The 15,923-nt window shown below is 71.2% G+C and carries 14 protein-coding genes and 1 tRNA gene; 4 read left to right on the forward strand and 11 right to left on the reverse strand.

All coding sequences use genetic code 11. The annotated features are described in order from the left end of the window. Nucleotide 1: 1 nt before the first annotated feature. Together ABT158_RS08000 and ABT158_RS08005 are read right to left on the reverse strand one after the other, a co-directional pair. Nucleotides 2–1,711 (reverse strand): ATP-binding protein, encoded by a 1,710-nt coding sequence (locus tag ABT158_RS08000; RefSeq protein WP_352352035.1) that lies wholly within the window; start codon nt 1,709–1,711, stop codon nt 2–4. A gap of 136 nt (nt 1,712–1,847) precedes the next feature. Beyond that, nucleotides 1,848–2,474 carry a hypothetical protein gene (locus ABT158_RS08005; RefSeq protein ID WP_352352036.1) on the reverse strand — a complete coding sequence of 209 codons (627 nt, stop codon included), beginning with the start codon at nt 2,472–2,474 and terminating at the stop codon, nt 1,848–1,850. Between the two features lie 235 nt (nt 2,475–2,709). Between ABT158_RS08005 and ABT158_RS08010 the strand changes: the two genes are divergently transcribed. Both ABT158_RS08010 and ABT158_RS08015 read left to right on the forward strand, forming a co-directional pair. After that, the gene (locus ABT158_RS08010) at nt 2,710–3,501 is read left to right on the forward strand and encodes a hypothetical protein (RefSeq protein ID WP_352352037.1); all 792 of its coding nucleotides are present in this window, start codon (nt 2,710–2,712) and stop codon (nt 3,499–3,501) included. Nucleotides 3,502–3,585: 84 nt separating this feature from the next. After that, entirely contained in the window at nt 3,586–4,206 is a 621-nt protein-coding gene (locus ABT158_RS08015) for an L-threonylcarbamoyladenylate synthase (protein WP_452420345.1), read from the forward strand. A gap of 45 nt (nt 4,207–4,251) precedes the next feature. Here the strand turns inward: ABT158_RS08015 and ABT158_RS08020 are convergent, their stop codons facing one another. From ABT158_RS08020 to ABT158_RS08055, 8 genes are all read right to left on the reverse strand, one after another. Next, a complete protein-coding gene (locus ABT158_RS08020) occupies nt 4,252–5,592 on the reverse strand; it encodes a hypothetical protein (protein ID WP_352352039.1) in 1,341 nt (446 codons plus the stop codon). After that, nucleotides 5,589–6,605: a LacI family DNA-binding transcriptional regulator gene (locus tag ABT158_RS08025; protein ID WP_352352040.1), complete on the reverse strand. Its 1,017-nt coding sequence runs from the start codon at nt 6,603–6,605 to the stop codon at nt 5,589–5,591. The genes ABT158_RS08020 and ABT158_RS08025 overlap by 4 nt, the downstream gene beginning before the upstream one ends. Next, on the reverse strand, nt 6,606–8,249 hold the full coding sequence (locus ABT158_RS08030) for a glycoside hydrolase family 36 protein (RefSeq protein ID WP_352352041.1): 1,644 nt from the start codon (nt 8,247–8,249) through the stop codon (nt 6,606–6,608). Between the two features lie 2 nt (nt 8,250–8,251). Continuing rightward, a complete protein-coding gene (locus tag ABT158_RS08035; protein WP_352352042.1) occupies nt 8,252–9,061 on the reverse strand; it encodes a carbohydrate ABC transporter permease in 810 nt (269 codons plus the stop codon). Continuing rightward, nucleotides 9,058–9,927 (reverse strand): carbohydrate ABC transporter permease, encoded by an 870-nt coding sequence (locus ABT158_RS08040; protein WP_352352043.1) that lies wholly within the window; start codon nt 9,925–9,927, stop codon nt 9,058–9,060. Before ABT158_RS08040 ends, ABT158_RS08035 begins: the two co-directional genes overlap by 4 nt. Then, on the reverse strand, nt 9,924–11,228 hold the full coding sequence (locus tag ABT158_RS08045) for an ABC transporter substrate-binding protein (RefSeq protein WP_352352044.1): 1,305 nt from the start codon (nt 11,226–11,228) through the stop codon (nt 9,924–9,926). The genes ABT158_RS08040 and ABT158_RS08045 overlap by 4 nt, the downstream gene beginning before the upstream one ends. Continuing rightward, nucleotides 11,225–12,370, reverse strand: coding sequence for an aminotransferase class V-fold PLP-dependent enzyme (locus ABT158_RS08050; RefSeq protein WP_352352045.1), 1,146 nt, complete (start codon nt 12,368–12,370; stop codon nt 11,225–11,227). Before ABT158_RS08050 ends, ABT158_RS08045 begins: the two co-directional genes overlap by 4 nt. Before the next feature lie 224 nt (nt 12,371–12,594). Continuing rightward, nucleotides 12,595–12,668: transfer RNA gene (locus ABT158_RS08055), tRNA-Lys, on the reverse strand. A 101-nt stretch (nt 12,669–12,769) separates the two neighbouring features. On the opposite strand from ABT158_RS08055, the gene ABT158_RS08060 reads away from it, so the two are divergent. Together ABT158_RS08060 and ABT158_RS08065 are read left to right on the forward strand one after the other, a co-directional pair. After that, nucleotides 12,770–13,609 (forward strand): AAA family ATPase, encoded by an 840-nt coding sequence (locus ABT158_RS08060; protein ID WP_352352046.1) that lies wholly within the window; start codon nt 12,770–12,772, stop codon nt 13,607–13,609. Beyond that, nucleotides 13,602–14,981, forward strand: a complete 1,380-nt coding sequence (locus ABT158_RS08065) for a vWA domain-containing protein (protein ID WP_352352047.1) — start codon at nt 13,602–13,604, stop codon at nt 14,979–14,981. Before ABT158_RS08060 ends, ABT158_RS08065 begins: the two co-directional genes overlap by 8 nt. A gap of 6 nt (nt 14,982–14,987) precedes the next feature. Here the strand turns inward: ABT158_RS08065 and ABT158_RS08070 are convergent, their stop codons facing one another. Next, the gene (locus tag ABT158_RS08070) at nt 14,988–15,752 is read right to left on the reverse strand and encodes a nuclease-related domain-containing protein (RefSeq protein ID WP_352352048.1); all 765 of its coding nucleotides are present in this window, start codon (nt 15,750–15,752) and stop codon (nt 14,988–14,990) included. Nucleotides 15,753–15,923: the final 171 nt, after the last annotated feature.

A 15,923-nucleotide genomic window follows, 5' to 3' on the forward strand; every position in this document is an offset into this window, starting at 1 on the left:
TTCAGAACGGCGGAATGTCGTCTTCGACGCCCGGCAACCCCTGGAACGGGTCGGCCGACGGGCTGACCCGCGACGCCGCCTCGGCCGGCCGGGTCGCCCAGGCGGGGAACGGGAAGGCGACGGCCAGCGGCACCGGGATCTCCGGCTGGGCGACGAACATGGTGCCCGGTTTGGCGATCGTGGCGCGTTCCCTGACGGCCGGGGGCAGCCAGCCGTACTCGGAGCGGGCGGCCTCGGCCGGGTCGAGGCGGCCGGCGACGCGCACGGCGCTGTTGGAGACGATGCGGCGCTCGACCTCGGAGGCGGTCTGCTGGGCGCCGATGAGGATCACGCCGAGCGACCGGCCGCGCTCGGCCACGTCGAGCAGGATCTCCTTGATCGGCGAGTCGCCCTCGCGCGGCGCGTACTTGTTCAGCTCGTCGAGCACCACGAACAGCAGCGGCTTGGCCGTGCCCGAGGTCTCCTTGCGGTGGAACTCGCCGCGCAGCACGACGCCCACCACGAACCGCTGGGCGCGTTCGGGCAGGTTGTGCAGGTCGACGATGGTGACCTGGGCGTCGGACGTGCGCACCGAGTGGGCCCGGAAGAACGGCAGGTCGCCGCGGACGATCGGGGACAGCGGCTTGACCGCGCTGCGCAGCCTGCGCAGGAAGGCGTTGACCGTGCCGAGCGGGGTCTGGGCGCCGGTCCACTCGATGCGGGTGGCCTCGTCCTGCAGCTGGTCGGACAGCAGCTCGACCAGGTCGCCGAAGGTGCGGCAGGCGGTGCCCCTGATCATGACCGCGCCGCCGTCGCCGACCGGCTCGGCCCACGACTTCAGCCGGGCCGCCACCTGGCCCACCAGCAGGGAGTAGCCGGCGCGCTCGTCGTCGGCGTCGGCGAAGACGAACCGCAGCAGCTCCTCCTCGCACAGCTCGACCAGCGTCCAGTAGAACGAGCTGACGCCCTGGGTGCGGGCGGACACGTGCGGCACGCCGTTGGGGTCGCCGGGCCGCGGCGGCGCGAACACGTGCACGCTGCCGAACGGCTGGGCGGGCAGCCCGAGCCGGGCGTACGCGGCCCGCGCCTGGTCGTCGAGGCGCACGTTGTCGTGGTCGAGGAAGAGCAGGTCCTCGCCCTTGACGGAGAAGATCAGGGCCTTGGTGTTGGCCGACTCGGCGTCGAGCACGCCCGAGTTGAAGATCGAGTAGAGCAGGAACGTGGCGAAGGACGTCTTGGTGGCCACGCCGGAGACGCCGGAGATCGACACGTGCGCGCCGCGGGTGCCGTCGAGGAAGTCGAAGTTGACGTAGAGCGGCAGGCCGTCGCGGCCCATGCCCATGGGCACCCGGCGGTCCATCACGTCGAAGTAGAGCGCCTGGTCGCGGTCGCCGGCCCCGGCCAGGAAGACTCTGGCGCCCGGCAGCGGCGGCACGAACACCTCGGGCTCGACCCTGGTCACCCGCACCTCGGCCACCTCGACCACGGCGGCGGGCAGCGCGCCCTCGGCGATGAGGAACACGTCGGAGTCGTAGGCGGCGCCCTCGTGCCTGGCCTCGACCGTGGTCACCACGCCGGCGACCAGCACCGGGCCGTGGCCGGGCACGTCGCGCCTGGTGACCACGACGTCGTCGAGCTGGAGCACCTTGCCGGGCTCCAGGCCGACCCAGAACGACAGCGGCGAGGCGGCCTGGGTGCCCAGGACCCGGCCGACCGCCTCACCGGTCGCCATCGCCGCAGGAGACGCCTCGCGGCTCGCAGCCCCGTTGACCGTCACGAATCCCTCCACCACCAGACATGCCCTTCCAAAGGAGAGTAGTCGGGGGCCGGGGATGCGTCCGGCTCATTGCCGCCTTCGCCGCGCCGCGTCAGAGCGCGAAGGCCGCCTTGGTCCAGGCGAACTGGGCGTCGAGAACCTCGCCCAGCAGGCCGGCCAGCGTGGGGTCGGGCCGCTCGGCCGACTGCCTCGGCCCGATGCGGCCGCCCTCGGCGCTCCGCCCGGCCACCAGCAGCACCCGCGCGCCCTCCCGGTCGACCGCCAGGGCCGCGGCCGGCTCCCACGCGCCGTCCCGGTGCGCCGCGGCGGGCCTGCGCGGCCCCTCCCGGTGCGCCGGAGGTCGCCACGCGGCCTGGCCCTCCGCGGGCGCGAGGGCAGGCGCGGGGGCGACGACCACCATCGCGTCGACCCGCATCGCCGTCGCCACCCGCCGCCGGGACTCGTCGAAGGCCGTCTCGGGCGGCACGGGCTGGGCCCGCATCGACTCGGCCATCGTGCGCAGCAACGCGGGCAGGTCGAGCTCGCCCGCCGGCGGAGCCAGCTCGTACTGCAGGTAGCCGACCAGCGGGAACGGCGGATCGGGGAGGGTGTTGTAGCCGAGGAACAGCCTCGGCCATCCGGCCGACTCCGAGGGGCCGGTCAGCGCGCCGTGAGCCACCCGCCCCAGCTCGCCGCACCCGTGGTGGGGCAGGCCATTGACTGACCGCAACATCGCCATGCACGAATTGTTGCAGACCGATTACCTTCAGTTGCGCGTTCTCCACGAGAGCCCGGGGCCTCCGCCGTCCAGCGTGATCATCTTGATGGGAGCCATGGATACCACCCGGGTCCGACAGAACCGGCACAGAACCAGCTCCGCACAGCACGAGTTGTCCGGATGTGGACGGTCCGGTCAACCTGTCGCGTCCGTCCGCCGTCCCTTCTGTGTCACATCCGCCACAAAGGGAAACGTCGTGCGCCTGCCCCTGATCCTGCCCTTGGCCGTCCTGCTGTTCGCCACGCCCGCGCCCGAGAGCGGCACGGTGGCGGCGTACACGTGCAGGACCACCGGTACGAACGAGACGCAGACCGTCAAGATGGACATCAAGCTCACCGTGCCCGCCACGGCCCCCGTGGGCCGGCAGATGACCATCGGCTGGCGCGGCTCGTACGTCGAGGGCGCCGAGCTCCGCGCCCCCGCCACCGGCCTGGACGGCGAGGTCAACCTCTACGCCTACGCCGCCGTCAGCGGGATCGACCGGCTGACCTCGGTGACGGGCGTCGGCAGCCCCGGTCTGATCGTCCCCGGGGCGGTCATCCCCCTCCCCCGGGAGACGGTCGAGCTGCGGACCACGCCCCGGGACCCGGGAACGGGCACGGTCCGGCCCGCGTCGGTGAACTTCGGGCCGACCCCGCAGCGGCGCCTGATCGAGTGCGAACTCCAGGACAAGGACGCGCCGGCGTCGTACCCCCTGACCGTCACCGCCGCCGGCACCGCCCCGAGCCCGGACGCCCCGAGCACCCCGGACACCTCAGACACCCCGAACACCTCGGACACCTCGGACACCTCGGACACCTCGGCCTCGGAGGCCACGACCCCGGACGAGACCTCCGAGGACAGGCCCACCGCCACGCCGACGGGCGGCGCGAACACGGGCGGCGGGGGCGAGGCGGGCCCCGACGGGCGGGCGCTGGTGCTGGCCGGCTCGCTGGTCCTCGCCGCCGCCCTCACCGGCTTACGCCTGCGCCGCCCGTCCCGCCCGTAGACGATCCGCGCCCGGTACGTGACCCGCCCGTCCGGGCCGGGCCACGTGTCATGCGTGCAGGTACGTGCTCCTATGATCCGATGCGTGGCCAAGTACTTCGACGTGCACCCTGACAATCCCCAGCCTCGCCTGATCGGCCAGGTGGTCGAGTCCCTGCATGCCGACGGGCTGATCGCGTACCCGACGGACTCGTGCTACGCGCTGGGATGCCGGCTGGGCAACAAGGACGGCCTCGACCGGATCAGAGAGATCCGGCACCTCGGCAGCGATCATCACTTCACCCTGGTCTGCAAGGACTTCGCGCAGTTCGGTCAGTTCGTTCATGTGAGCAACGCGGTGTTCCGGCTGGTCAAGGCGGCGACTCCGGGCGGGTACACGTTCATCCTGCCGGCGACCAAGGAGGTGCCGCGGCGGTTGCTGCATCCCCGGAAGAAGACCGTCGGCGTCCGGATCCCCGATCACGTCGTCACCCAGGCGCTGCTGGCCGAGCTCGGCGAACCGCTGGTGTCGAGCACGCTGATCCTGCCCGGCGAGACCGAGCCCTCGACGCAGGGCTGGGAGATCAAGGAGAGCCTCGACCACATGGTGGACGCCGTCATCGATTCGGGGGAATGCGGCGCCACGCCGACGACCGTCGTGGACCTCTCGCAGGACGAGCCCGAGATCCTTCGCCGCGGCACCGGAGACCCGTCCCTCTTCGAATAGGCCCGCCCGGCCGGCCCCCCTTCGGGAGGCCGGCCGAGCCCGCTCTCACCCTGGACGGCCGGAAGCGCTGACCAGGGCGCTCTGCCCCGGTCCGACCTGCGTGACCACGGCGGGGGCGTCCGGGAAGCGGGCCTCCCAGCGGTAGGTGGTGGCGCTGGAGGTGTTGGTGAGCGTGGTGGCGGTCCTGCCGTCGTGCCGGACGGTGATCGTGCCGTCGCCCAAGGGGATGCCCGAGACCTCGGCCCAGGCGATGTCGTCGGGCAGGTGGGACAGCGTGGTCACGGCGTTCACGTCGGGTGTGACGCCGAGCAGGCCCTCGACGACCTGGCTGACGAGAGTGAAGGACACCTCCGGGTAGTCGCCGTTGAGGCCGCCCGCGACGTGCGGTTCCGCACGCCGGTCGAAGACATGCCGCATCCAGCGCCAGGCGGCCGCGTTCCTGTCGTGGCGGAAGAAGGTGTCGGGCAGGTACGTGTAGGCCTCGATGTTGCGGGGACGCTCGGGGCCGGCGGCTTGACCGTCGATGAAGTCCAGGTACGCCTCGTTGCGCGGACCCGGCTCGATGAGGTCCTTGAGCGGCATGAACCAGCTGTTCTCACAGCCCCATCCGGTGACGGGGGCGCCGTCCACGGTGTAGCCACGCACCAGGTCCGCGGGGTTCTCGCCGACGCTCCAGACCTCGTTGAAGTGCCGCCTCAGCTCGGCGGCCCGGCGGGCGAAGTCCTCGCCGTCCAGGCCGCGGGCCCGGCTCAGGGCGCTCATCGCCAGGTATGCCTGGTACCGGGAGCCGACGGCGTCCCCCGCCTCCGCCAGGTGTTCGCCGGCCAGCTCGTTGTAGCTGGCCACGCCCTGGAAGATGCCCCTTCCGGTGGCACGCGGCACGATCTCCGTCAGCGCGTTGCGGTAGTAGGACCACAGCACGGGATCCTCGACGTAGGCGCGGTCCCAGGTCCATCGGTAGGCGGCGCCGGCCTTCTCCACCAGCTCGTACACCGCGGGCAGCTCGCGGACGAAGGAGCCGGGGCCGCGGTAGTCGATGGACAGGTAGGAGCCGTCGAAGTTGAACGCCCACACCGGGTGGAAGCCGTGCTCGGGGGTGGCCGAGGCGGCGAAGCAGCGCAGCATGGTGAGGTTGGCCTCGGCCATGCCGAGCAGGTGCGCGCCGACGATCTGGTGGGCGAAGTCGCGGGCGTAGAAGCCGCTGCGGTGTGCGTAACCCGCCCAGTAGGAGGGCAGGTAGCGGCTCTGTCCCGTCCCCTCGGGCCGGTGCTCGTCGACGTCGACGGGGCCCTGCGAGCCGCCCTGGTGCCGCAGGCGCAGCGCCCTGGCCCGGGCCCACTCGAACATCGCGACCAGCTCGGAGCTGGCCGAGCCGATGCGCATCATGGGCCGATGCTGGGACGGATCACCAGCTCCCCGGGCAGCAGCAGCCCCGCCTGAGGGGTCGTGCCGTCCTCCACCGTCTGGATCAGACGGCCGATCAGCGCCCGCGCGATGCGCTGGAGCGGCAGCCGTACCGTCGTCAGGGCGGGATGGAGGAACGCGGTGAGGGGAAGGTCGTCGAAGGCGGCCAGGGCGAGATCGGCGCCGATCTCGACGCCCTCCTCCCTGGCCGCGGCGTAGACGCCGAGCGCGAGCCAGTCACCGGCGGCCACGACGGCCGTCGGGCGGTTGCGGCCGCGCAGCAGCTCACGGGTGACCGTGACGAGCTCCGCGGGCCCGTCGCCCGGCGCGGAGAACTCCTGCCCCACCAGGCCGTGCCTGCGGACGCCGGCGCGGAAGCCGTCTCTGCGGTCCTCCATCCACGGCTGCGCGCCGACGGAGGCCAGGAAGGCCACGCGCCGATGCCCCCTGGCGGCCAGCAGCCCGACCAGCTCGATGACCGCCTGAACGCTGTCGACGTCCACCCACGACTGCGGCTGGTCCGGCATCGTCCTGCCGAACGCGGCGAACGGGAAGCCCGCCGCGGTCAGGTGCGCGACTCTGGGGTCGTCACGCATCACGTCCGACAGCAGGAAGGCGTCCACGGTGCGGGCCGCGATCACCTCGTCCAGTGCCTGCTCCTGACTCTGGCCCGGGCGCGGCCGCAGCAGCAGGATCCGGTAGCCGACCTCACCGGCCGAGGCCACCACGGCCTCCAGGAACCCGCCCATCAGCGGGTTGGGGTTGGCGGGGTCGTCCACCGGCGTCGGGTAGGCGATTATGCGCCTGGTGCCCGACTTGAGGCTGCGCGCCGACTGGTCGGGCCGGTAGCCGAGCTCCTCGATCAGCCGGGTCACCCGTTCCAGCGTCTCCGGCTTGAGCCGCTGGGGGGCGTTGAGCGCGTTGGAGATCGTCTGGCGGGACACGCCCGCCGCGCGGGCGACGTCCTCGATGGTGATCCCACGGCGTGCCGCCACTCAGTCTCTCCTCACCGTCAGCAGGCCCCCCACGGGTACCTCGACCACGCTCGCGCCGGAGGTGAAGCGCAGCTCGCTCTCGCTCACGAGCCGCCCGCCACAGTCGCGGACCTCGGCCGTCGCGACACCCCGCCCGTACAGGACGACGCGGGTGTCGGGGGCGGCGTTGGCCACGAGCAGCTCCGCGGTCTCCGGCACGTCCACAGGCAGGGCAGCGTACCGGGCCACGACCTCGCTCTCCTCACTGTAGGCCCGCACCAGCGGGTACCCGTGCTCGACGCCGTGCGGTTCCAGCACGCCGAGCTGGAGCGTGGCCAGGTGGCGCCGGAAGACGCCCAGCCAGAACCGGATGGCGGCGAGCTGGTCGGGCCGCTGGGCCGCCAGGTCCACGGAGATCTGCGGCACCGAGAAGAGCACGTTGATCAGGTGTACCGCGACCTGCTCGGCGGGCTCGTCCGGATGCCAGAGGATCATGTCCGAGTGCACGGCCTGAGGCCCGGCGGTCAGCCGCAGGTCGATCGTCCGCTGCCGGTTCTCCTGCGGGCTGAGCGGGCAGTCCACCGCCCTGACCATGTTCGCGTACGGCCACAGCCCCGGGCTCGTGTACGGCTGGCGGTGCTCGACCAGCACGTCCGGCTTCGCCGCCCGGAGCCTGACGTCGAGCTCGTCCAGCAGCTCAGCCACCCCTTCGTCGGTGCCGAAACGGTCGACAAAGTCGATCTTCAGGCCGTCCGCGCCCCACTCCTCCACCGCTCGCGCCAGCTTGTCGACGAGGAACGCGCGCACCTCGGGGTGACGCGGGTCGAGGACGGCCGCGTCCATGTGGTCGAGGTAGCGCAGGAACTTCCCCGCGAAGCGCTCGAACGCGGCGTTGTGCTTGCCCACGAACGGCAGCGCGTACCACAGCAGGTAGGCCATGCCGTCGCTCTGGACCCGCTGGATGTGCTGCCGGATGTCGGGGATGTTGGGCTCCCAGTCGCCGCAGAAGGCGTACCCCCGCGACCGGTCGGCCGTCTGCCACCCGTCGTCCACGATCATCGTGGCGCAGCCCAGCTCCTTCGCCAGACGGGCCTGGAGCTCCACCGACTCCCGCGAGACCTCCTGGTGCATGCTGTACCAGGTCGAGTACACGGGCAGCCTGGCCTGACGCGGCGTGGGCGGCAGGTCGCGGCCCTCCTGCCACCATCCGGCGACCTCGCTCAGCGCCGCGGAGAACTGCCGATCCGACAGGTCCAGCCGGATCCGCAGCCCCTCGCCCTGCACGGTGAAGACGAACTCGCCGGTCTCCTCGATCACGCCGCCGGTGAAGCTGCCGGTCACCGAGGCCAGGGCCACCGTGCACAGGTTGGCCCCCGCCGTGCCGACGAGGCTGACGACGGGCGCGCCGGAGACCAGCCCGGCCGCCGTCGGAGAGCTCCAGATCGGCGGGATCCAGCGGGTGCCCGAGCCCGGCGTCCAGAAGGCCGCGGCGTTGACGCACGGCAGCTTCCACTGCGCCGCGGTCCCTTCGGGGGCGTCGATCAGCCAGACGTCCGGCGCGACCGGGGTGACCGTGACCGCCTCCGTGCCGGCTATCGCCACCTCGACCTCGCCCGCGCGGACGACGGTCGTCTCCCCGAGGGCGTGCGGCTCCCAGATCTGCATGGTCAACCTTTCGTGGCCCCGGCCAGCAGGCCGGAGATGAACTGTTTCTGAAGGATGAGGAAGAGGATCATCATGGGCAGCGCGGAGATCGCGGTGCCCACCATGACCTGGCCGAAGTCGGTCCTGGCCAGCCCCTGCAGGGTGGCCAGCGCGACCGGCAGGGTGAACATCTCAGGTGTGCGCAGCGCGATCAGCGGCCACAGGAAGTCGTTCCACGCGCCGAGGAACAGGAAGACCGCCAGAGCCGCGAGCGCGGGCCGCATGACCGGCACCACCACCCGCCACAGCACCCGGAGCTCCCCCGCCCCGTCCACGCGCGCCGCGTCGAGCAACTCGTCGGGCACGGCCTGCAGCGACTGCCGGATGAGGAAGATCCCGAACGGGACGGTCAGGTTCGGCAGGATGAGCGCCGGGAAGGTGTCGATCAGCCCGAGGTCGTTCATCATCTCGAAGATCGGGATGATGGTGACGCCGCCCGGGATCACCAGCGTCGACAGCAGCAGGACGAAGAAGGCGTTCCTGCCGCGGAACTCGAACTTGGCGAACGCGTAGCCCGCCAGCAACGCCACGACCAGCGCGATCGACGTCTGGACGGCCGCCACGAGCAGCGTGTTCCCCAGCACACGGAGCAGGCCGATGGACTCCTCCAGCTTCGCGGTGTTCGCTCCGAGCTGGTCGCCCGGCGAGAACGTGGGCGTGGCGCCGAAGATGTCGGCGTTGGCGTGCGTGGCCGCCATGGTCAGCCAGTAGAACGGGCCGACGCACAGGGCGAAGCACGCGGCGAGCGCGAAGGTCAGCAGCCAGCCCTTCATTTCCTGCCTCCGGTGAGCTTGAGCTGCACCAGCCCGAAGCCGGCCACGATCAGCGTGAGCGCGTAGGCGATCGCCGAGGCGTAACCGAAGTCGAAGTAGCGGAAGCCGTTCTGGTACAGGTAGAGGGAGATCGTCAGGGTGGAGTTGTCCGGGCCGCCGCCGGTGAGCACGAACGGCTCGTCGAACAGTTGCAGCGTGCCGATCGCCGACAGCACGATCGTCAGCAGCAGAATCGGCCGCAGTTGCGGGACGGTGATCGACCAGAAGCGGCGGACCGCTCCCGCGCCGTCGACCATCGCCGCCTCGTACAGCTCCTTCGCGATGCTCTGCAGCCCGGCCAGGTAGATCACCGCGTTGTAGCCGCAGTAATGCCAGGTCAGCGCGATGACGATGGCGATGCGCGCCCAGAAGGGGCTGCCCAGCCAGTCGATCGGGCTGACGCCGAAGAGGCCGAGCAGCCAGTTGAGCAGGCCGGAGTCCTTGCTGAGGATCACCGAGAACATCACGCCGTAGGCGACCAGGCCGGTCAGCGAGGGCATGAAGACGCCGAGCCGCCACAGGGCGCGCAACCGTACGAGCTTGGAGTTGAGGCCCAGCGCCAGCAGCAGCGCGAGGATCAGCATGATCGGGACCTGGACGACGAGGATCAGCGCGGTGTTCCACAACGACGTCCAGAACAGCGGGTCGTTCACCAGCCTGACGTAGTTGTCCAGTCCGGCGAACGAGCGCGCCGCCCCGGCGCCGGTCGTCAGGCTGATGTAGGCCGCCGCCAGGATCGGATAGGCCTTGAAGCAGACGAAGCCGAGCAGCGCGGGCAGCACCAGGAAGTACGGAACGTTTCTCCTGGTGAGCAGGCGGGCGGTCATCCCGCGAGCTTCCTGCCGGACTGCTGGGACAGCTGCTGGGCCGCCTGGCTCAGCGCGGCGGCCGGGTCGGCGCCCTTCAGCAGGACCTGGGTCTGCGCGTCACTGGCGATCTTCAGCGCGCGGGCGTAGTCGCCGGAGTAGTAGGTGGCGTCCGCGCCCTCGCCCAGCGCGTCCACGAAGGTCTTGAGCGCGGGCTGCCCGCCGTAGTAGTCCGTTTCGGCGGTGAACCGCGGGTCGGCGTAGGCGGCGTTCAGAGCGGGGAAGACCCCGCCGTCCTTGAACGCCTTGTTGATGACCTCGGGCCTGGTCAGCGCGTACTCAAGGAACTTGAACGCCTCCGCCTTGTGCGGGCTGGTGCCGGAGACCGACAGGTACGTGGAGTTGACGATCGCGGTGCGCTTGCCGCCCGGCACGACGGCCGGCGGCTGCATGACGCGCCAGAGTCCCTTCTGCTCCGGCCACATCTCGGGGATGTAGCCGACCGCCCAGGCCGCCCACGGCAGCACCGCCACCTTGCCCTCGCTGATCAGCTTCTTCCGTGTCCCCTCGCCGGAGGTGTCGGCGACGATCCCGGCGTCGTTCATCTTCTTGATCAGTGTCATCGCCTGCACGGCGGGCTCGGAGGAGAGCGTGACCTCTCCCTGGCGGTCGAAGTAGAAGGCGCCCTGCTGCTGCAGCAGCGACTGGAAGAGGTCCATGTCCACGCTGCCGGCCGCCGGCTTGTTCAGGCCGATCAGATAGGCGCCCGTCTTCTCCTTGAGCTTCTTGCCCGCCTCGATGGCGTCGTCCCAGGTCCTGATCGCCGCGGAGTCGATGCCTGCCTTGTCGAACAGGTCCGAACGGTAGAAGAACCCGACCGGGTTGACCTCCCACGGCATCGCGTACGCCTTGCCGTCCTTGCCGGTGACCGTCGGCCACAGCCCCTTGGCAAAGGCGCCCTTGTACGTGTCGGCGCCCAGCTCGCTCAGGTCCGCCAGCCCGCCGGGGAACTTCTCCATGTATCCGGGCAGGTAGTCGATGCCGATGTGCAGGACGTCCCCCAGGCCCTTGCCGCCCGCGGCCATCCCCACGGTGATCTTCTCCCAGATCGCGGGGTTCCCGACCACCTGGACGTCGACCTTGATGCCGGGGTTCGCCTGCTCGAAGTCCTTGGCCACCGAGGCCAGCCCGTCGGAGGCGGGCTTCCAGCTCCAGACCGTGATCTTCACCGGACCGGTGGACTTCTGGTCGCTCCCGCCCCCGCAGGCCGTGACGGCCAGAGCGAGAGTCGCGGCGACGACCATGACGGCAGGTCGGTTCATGACGATTCCTTTCTCGGGGGGTGCAGGGCGGCGGCCAGACGCTGTACGGCCTCGCCCGAGGTGGTGGCGTGGGGCGAGAGACGGATCCACTCGCCCCGCAGAGTCGTGGTGAGCCCGGCGGCGGCCAGCGCGGCATGGACGGCCGCCGGATCCCGGCCGGGCATCGTGAAGGAACCGATGCCGCTCCACTCCGCGCCGCCACGTCCGCCGCCACGTCCGGCGCCGGGCGGCGCCGGTCCGCCGGGGGGCGCGTCCAGCAGCACCCGCGCCCCGGCGGCGCGGGCCGTGTCGAGCAGCTCACCCAGCCGGTCGGCCGTCCTGCGGCCGATCTCCGCGACGCCGGCCTCCAGGACCAGCTCGATCGCGACGCCCAGGGCGGCGACGCCGGAGTAGTCGGGATTGGTCATCGTGTGCGCGGCCGCTCCCGCGAGCGGCGGCCGGGGCGCGGGCCCCGCCAGCGGGCCCTCGACCCCCGACCACCCGCCGAGCCCCGGCGCCATCAGCCCGGCGACGCGGTCGCGGGCCAGGAGGAGAGCCGCCCCCCATCCGGCCCGCAGCCACTTCTGCCCGCCGCAGACCAGCACGTCGGCGGCCTCCACCTCCAGCGGCACGGCGCCCAGCCCCTGGATCGCGTCCACGACCAGCACGCGTCCAGGACCGAGCACCTCCTTGAGCGCGCCCAGCGGCGCGGGGTAGCCGGTGAGCGCGTCGACCGCGCTGACCGCGAGTGCCCGCACCGACCCGTCCAGGTGCTCGGCCAGCCCCTGGGGGGTGAGGCGCATGTCGTCGATCCACCGCACCCGGAGCCCGCCGCGCCCCTCGAACCGCAGCCAGGGGTAGACGTTCGCGGGGAACTCACCCCGGGGCAGCAGCACCACGCCCTCTCCCGGCAGCGCGGCGGCGGCGGCGAACAGCCCGTGGCTGGTGGAGGAGACGAACGCCACTTCGTGCTCGGCCGCCCGCAGCAGCCGCGCCGCCGCCGAGCGCGTCCGCGCCGCCTGCTCCTCGAACCAGGCCAGCGGCATGTCGCCGACGCGGCGGTGGGCCGACTCGGCCAGGACCGCCGCGACCGCGCGGGAGAGCGGCCCCAGCCGGGCGAAGTCGAGGTAGCCGGACGGCTCCGCAAGAATTTGAACGTTCATATCCTCTGACGGCTCATCCAGGCATGACGAAGTGGGGGTGTGCTGCTGACCGGGGAAAACAGGGCTCAGCGATATGAACGTTCATATTACGCAGCTTCCTCATGGCCGCAAGCAAAGATTGCATAACGGGCCCGGGGGGAGGCGGGCGGCCCACACCTTCGGCCGCAGCCGCGGGAGAACGAGAAAACCCCAGCTCAGCATACTGAACTGGGGTTTTCGTGCGGTGCGCCGCCAGGGACTCGAACCCCGGACCCGCTGATTAAGAGTCAGCTGCTCTAACCAACTGAGCTAGCGGCGCTTGCAGAGAGGAATATACCGGTGATCCGCATGTTGGTCGAATCGACCTGGGTCGAGCTCCTGCCGCTAGAATAAAGTTCGGCCTGCAGACAGGGAGCATCGATGTTCGACTCGCCCGCCGACGTGACGGCGCGGCTCGCCGCCGTGGACTACCTCTCCGACGACGCCATCTCCACCTCGGTGTTCCTCGCCGCCGCGCTGGGCAAGCCGCTGCTCGTCGAGGGGCCCGCCGGCGTGGGCAAGACGCAGCTCGCCAAGGCCGTGGCCCAGGCGACGGGCGCCGAGCTGGTCCGCCTCCAGTGCTACGAAGGTCTCGACGAGGCCCGCGCCCTGTACGAGTGGAACTACAAGAAACAGCTGCTCCGCATCCAGGCCACCAGCGCCGACGACGACATCTTCACCGAGGAGTTCCTGCTCGAACGCCCGCTGCTGAAGGCGATCAGGTCGGCCGCCCCCACCGTGCTGCTCATCGACGAGACCGACAAGGCCGACGTCGAGGTCGAGGGCCTGCTGCTGGAGCTGCTGTCGGACTTCCAGGTCACCATCCCCGAGCTGGGCACGATCGCCGCCACCCGCAGGCCGTTCGTGCTGCTGACCTCCAACGCCACCCGCGAGCTGTCCGAGGCGCTCAAGCGGCGCTGCCTCTACCTGCACATCGAGTACCCGACGCCGGAGCGGGAGCGCGACATCGTGCTCGCGCAGGTGCCGACCATCCGCGCCGACCTGGCCGAGCAGCTCGCCAGGACGGTGGCCACCATGCGGGCGCTGGAGCTGAAGAAGGCGCCCTCGGTCGCCGAGACCGTCGACTGGGCCAACACGCTGCTGGCCCTCGGCCGCGAGGAGCTGGACGAGGCGACGGTGGCCGGGACGCTGGGCGTGGTGCTCAAGCACGCCTCCGACCAGACCCGGGCGATCAAGGAGCTGGGGCTGCCGGATGCCTGAGCGCGGATCGCTGGTGGACCGGCATGTCGGTTTCGTGCACGCGCTGCGCGAGGCGGGCCTGCCGGTGTCGCTGGCCGAGGGGCTCGACGCGGCCCGCGCGCTGCGGGTGATCGACCTGAGCGAGCGGGAGTCGCTGCGCGCCGCCTACGCGGCCACGCTGGTCAAGAAGCCGGCCTACCGTCCCGGCTTCGACGTGCTGTTCGACCTGTGGTTCCCGTCGTCCACGACCGGCATGTACGCCCCCCGCCCCGCCGAGGCCCGCCTGGACCCGCGCACGGCCCCCGTGGACGAGCTGCGCGAGCGCCTGGCGGAGCTGCTCACCGGCAGCACGGACGCCGAGCTGCGGGAGTTCGCCCAGGCCATGGTCGAGCGGTTCGGCCGCCAGCAGACCACCGGGCCCGGCCGCCAGAACTGGTTCTCCTACAGCGTCCTGCGCGCCCTGTCGCCCGAGACGCTGATGGCCCGCATCCTGCAGAACGTGCTGGCCGGGCAGGAACGCGGCGGGCTGGCCGAGAAGACCGTGCGGCAGCGCGTCAACGGCAACGTCCGGCGGTTCGAGGAGGCCGTGGCCACCGACGTGCGCCGGCGCATCGCCGAGGACTCGGGGATCGAGCGCATCGCCCGCTCGGCCGTGCGCCCGCCGCTCGACCAGATCGACTTCCTCCGCATCACCAGGGCCGACCTGGCCAGGCTGCGCAAGGAGGTCCATCCGCTGGCCAGGCGGCTGGCCGCGCGGCTGACGATCAAGCACAGGAAGGGGCGCAGGGGGCGGCTGGACTTCCGGCGCACCGTACGGGCCTCGCTGCAGAGCGGCGGCGTGCCGCTGACCACGCACTTCAAACCGCCCCGGCCACACAAGCCCGAGCTGGTCATCCTCTGCGACACCAGCGACTCGGTCTCGTCGTTCGCCCATTTCACGCTGCTGCTGACGTACGCGCTGCGGGAGCAGTTCACGAAGGTGCGGGCGTTCGGGTTCGTGGACCGGGTGGACGAGATCACCCGCTTCTTCGTGCCCGGCGCGGACGTCGTGGAGGCCATGACGCGGCTCGCGGACGAGGCCGACATGTCCCGCTTCGGACGCACGAACTACGGCCACGCCCTGGAGGGTTTCGCCGAGCGCCACGCCGACGCCATCGGCCCCAGGACCTCGCTGCTGATCCTCGGCGACGCCCGCTCCAACTACCAGCCGCCGGCCCTCGACGTGCTCAGGCGCCTGACGTCGGGGGCCCGCCACGCCTACTGGCTCAACCCCGAGCCCAGGCAGCAGTGGGACACCGGCGACTCGGTCGCGAGCGAGTACGGCACCGTGGTCGAGATGCACGAGTGCCGCAACGTCGCCCAGCTCACCGCGTTCATCGAGACGCTGGCCTGACGGCGGTCAGACCTTGTGCAGCTCCCTGGCCGCGGTGCGGGCCAGCAGCTCGACCTGCTCGTCGGTGAACACCACGCCGTCGACCGCCTTGATGCGCCTGGCCACCAGGCGCGGCTTGAGCAGCGTGAGCCCCTCGCCGACCACGACGCCGCCGCGCGGCAGCAGCCCGCAGTGGACGGCCAGCATGGGCGAGATCGTGACCTCGATCCCGGTCTCGCGGGTCAGCAGCTCGGCGAAGGCCTCGGCGGTGTCCACCAGCGGTTTGGCCCACTTGGTGCCGTACTTCTCGCTGAAGAACAGCCTGCCGTTGTAGCAGCCGATCTCGGTGTCGGGGCTCCAGGACTCGTTGTCGATGACCCAGATGCCGGTCGGGCCGATCACGAGGTGGTCGATGGAGGCCTGGTCGCGGATCGCGCGGCCGTCGAGCACCTGGTAGCCGCGCCGGGCGAGCTGCCTGCGCAGCAGCCGGCCGGTGATCAGCTCGCCGCGCCGGGCGCCGCGCCAGACGGCCGTCGCGCGGAAGGCGCGCCAGTCGATGTACCAGTCGACGGCGGCCACGAGACCCGCGGTGACGGCCCCCCAGAACAGCATGTACTCCGAGCCGAACCGCAGCGCGAGCAGGACGCCGGCCACCGCGCCCACGCCCGCCTTGACGTACCGGGACCGGCGCCGGTTGGGCGCGTCCTCACGCCAGAACTTCTCGTACCACCACTGCGGGGATGAGCCTGTGTACTTTTCGTCCTGCTGCACGTAGATAGAGCCACCGGGCACGGCAAACTCCCCGAATGAGTAGAAACCCTCAGGATCTGCCACTCCGAAGATCCCTCGCCGGCATAAGGCATACCCAAGCACGAACCAAGGTGAGCCTAAGGTGACGCAAATAAAACCTGCAAGACCGTCAACCGACCAGTCGGTATGCTAAGGCGGGTGACAAGGGGGACG

Source organism: Nonomuraea sp. NPDC001636, from assembly GCF_040298265.1.
Taxonomy (GTDB): domain Bacteria; phylum Actinomycetota; class Actinomycetes; order Streptosporangiales; family Streptosporangiaceae; genus Nonomuraea.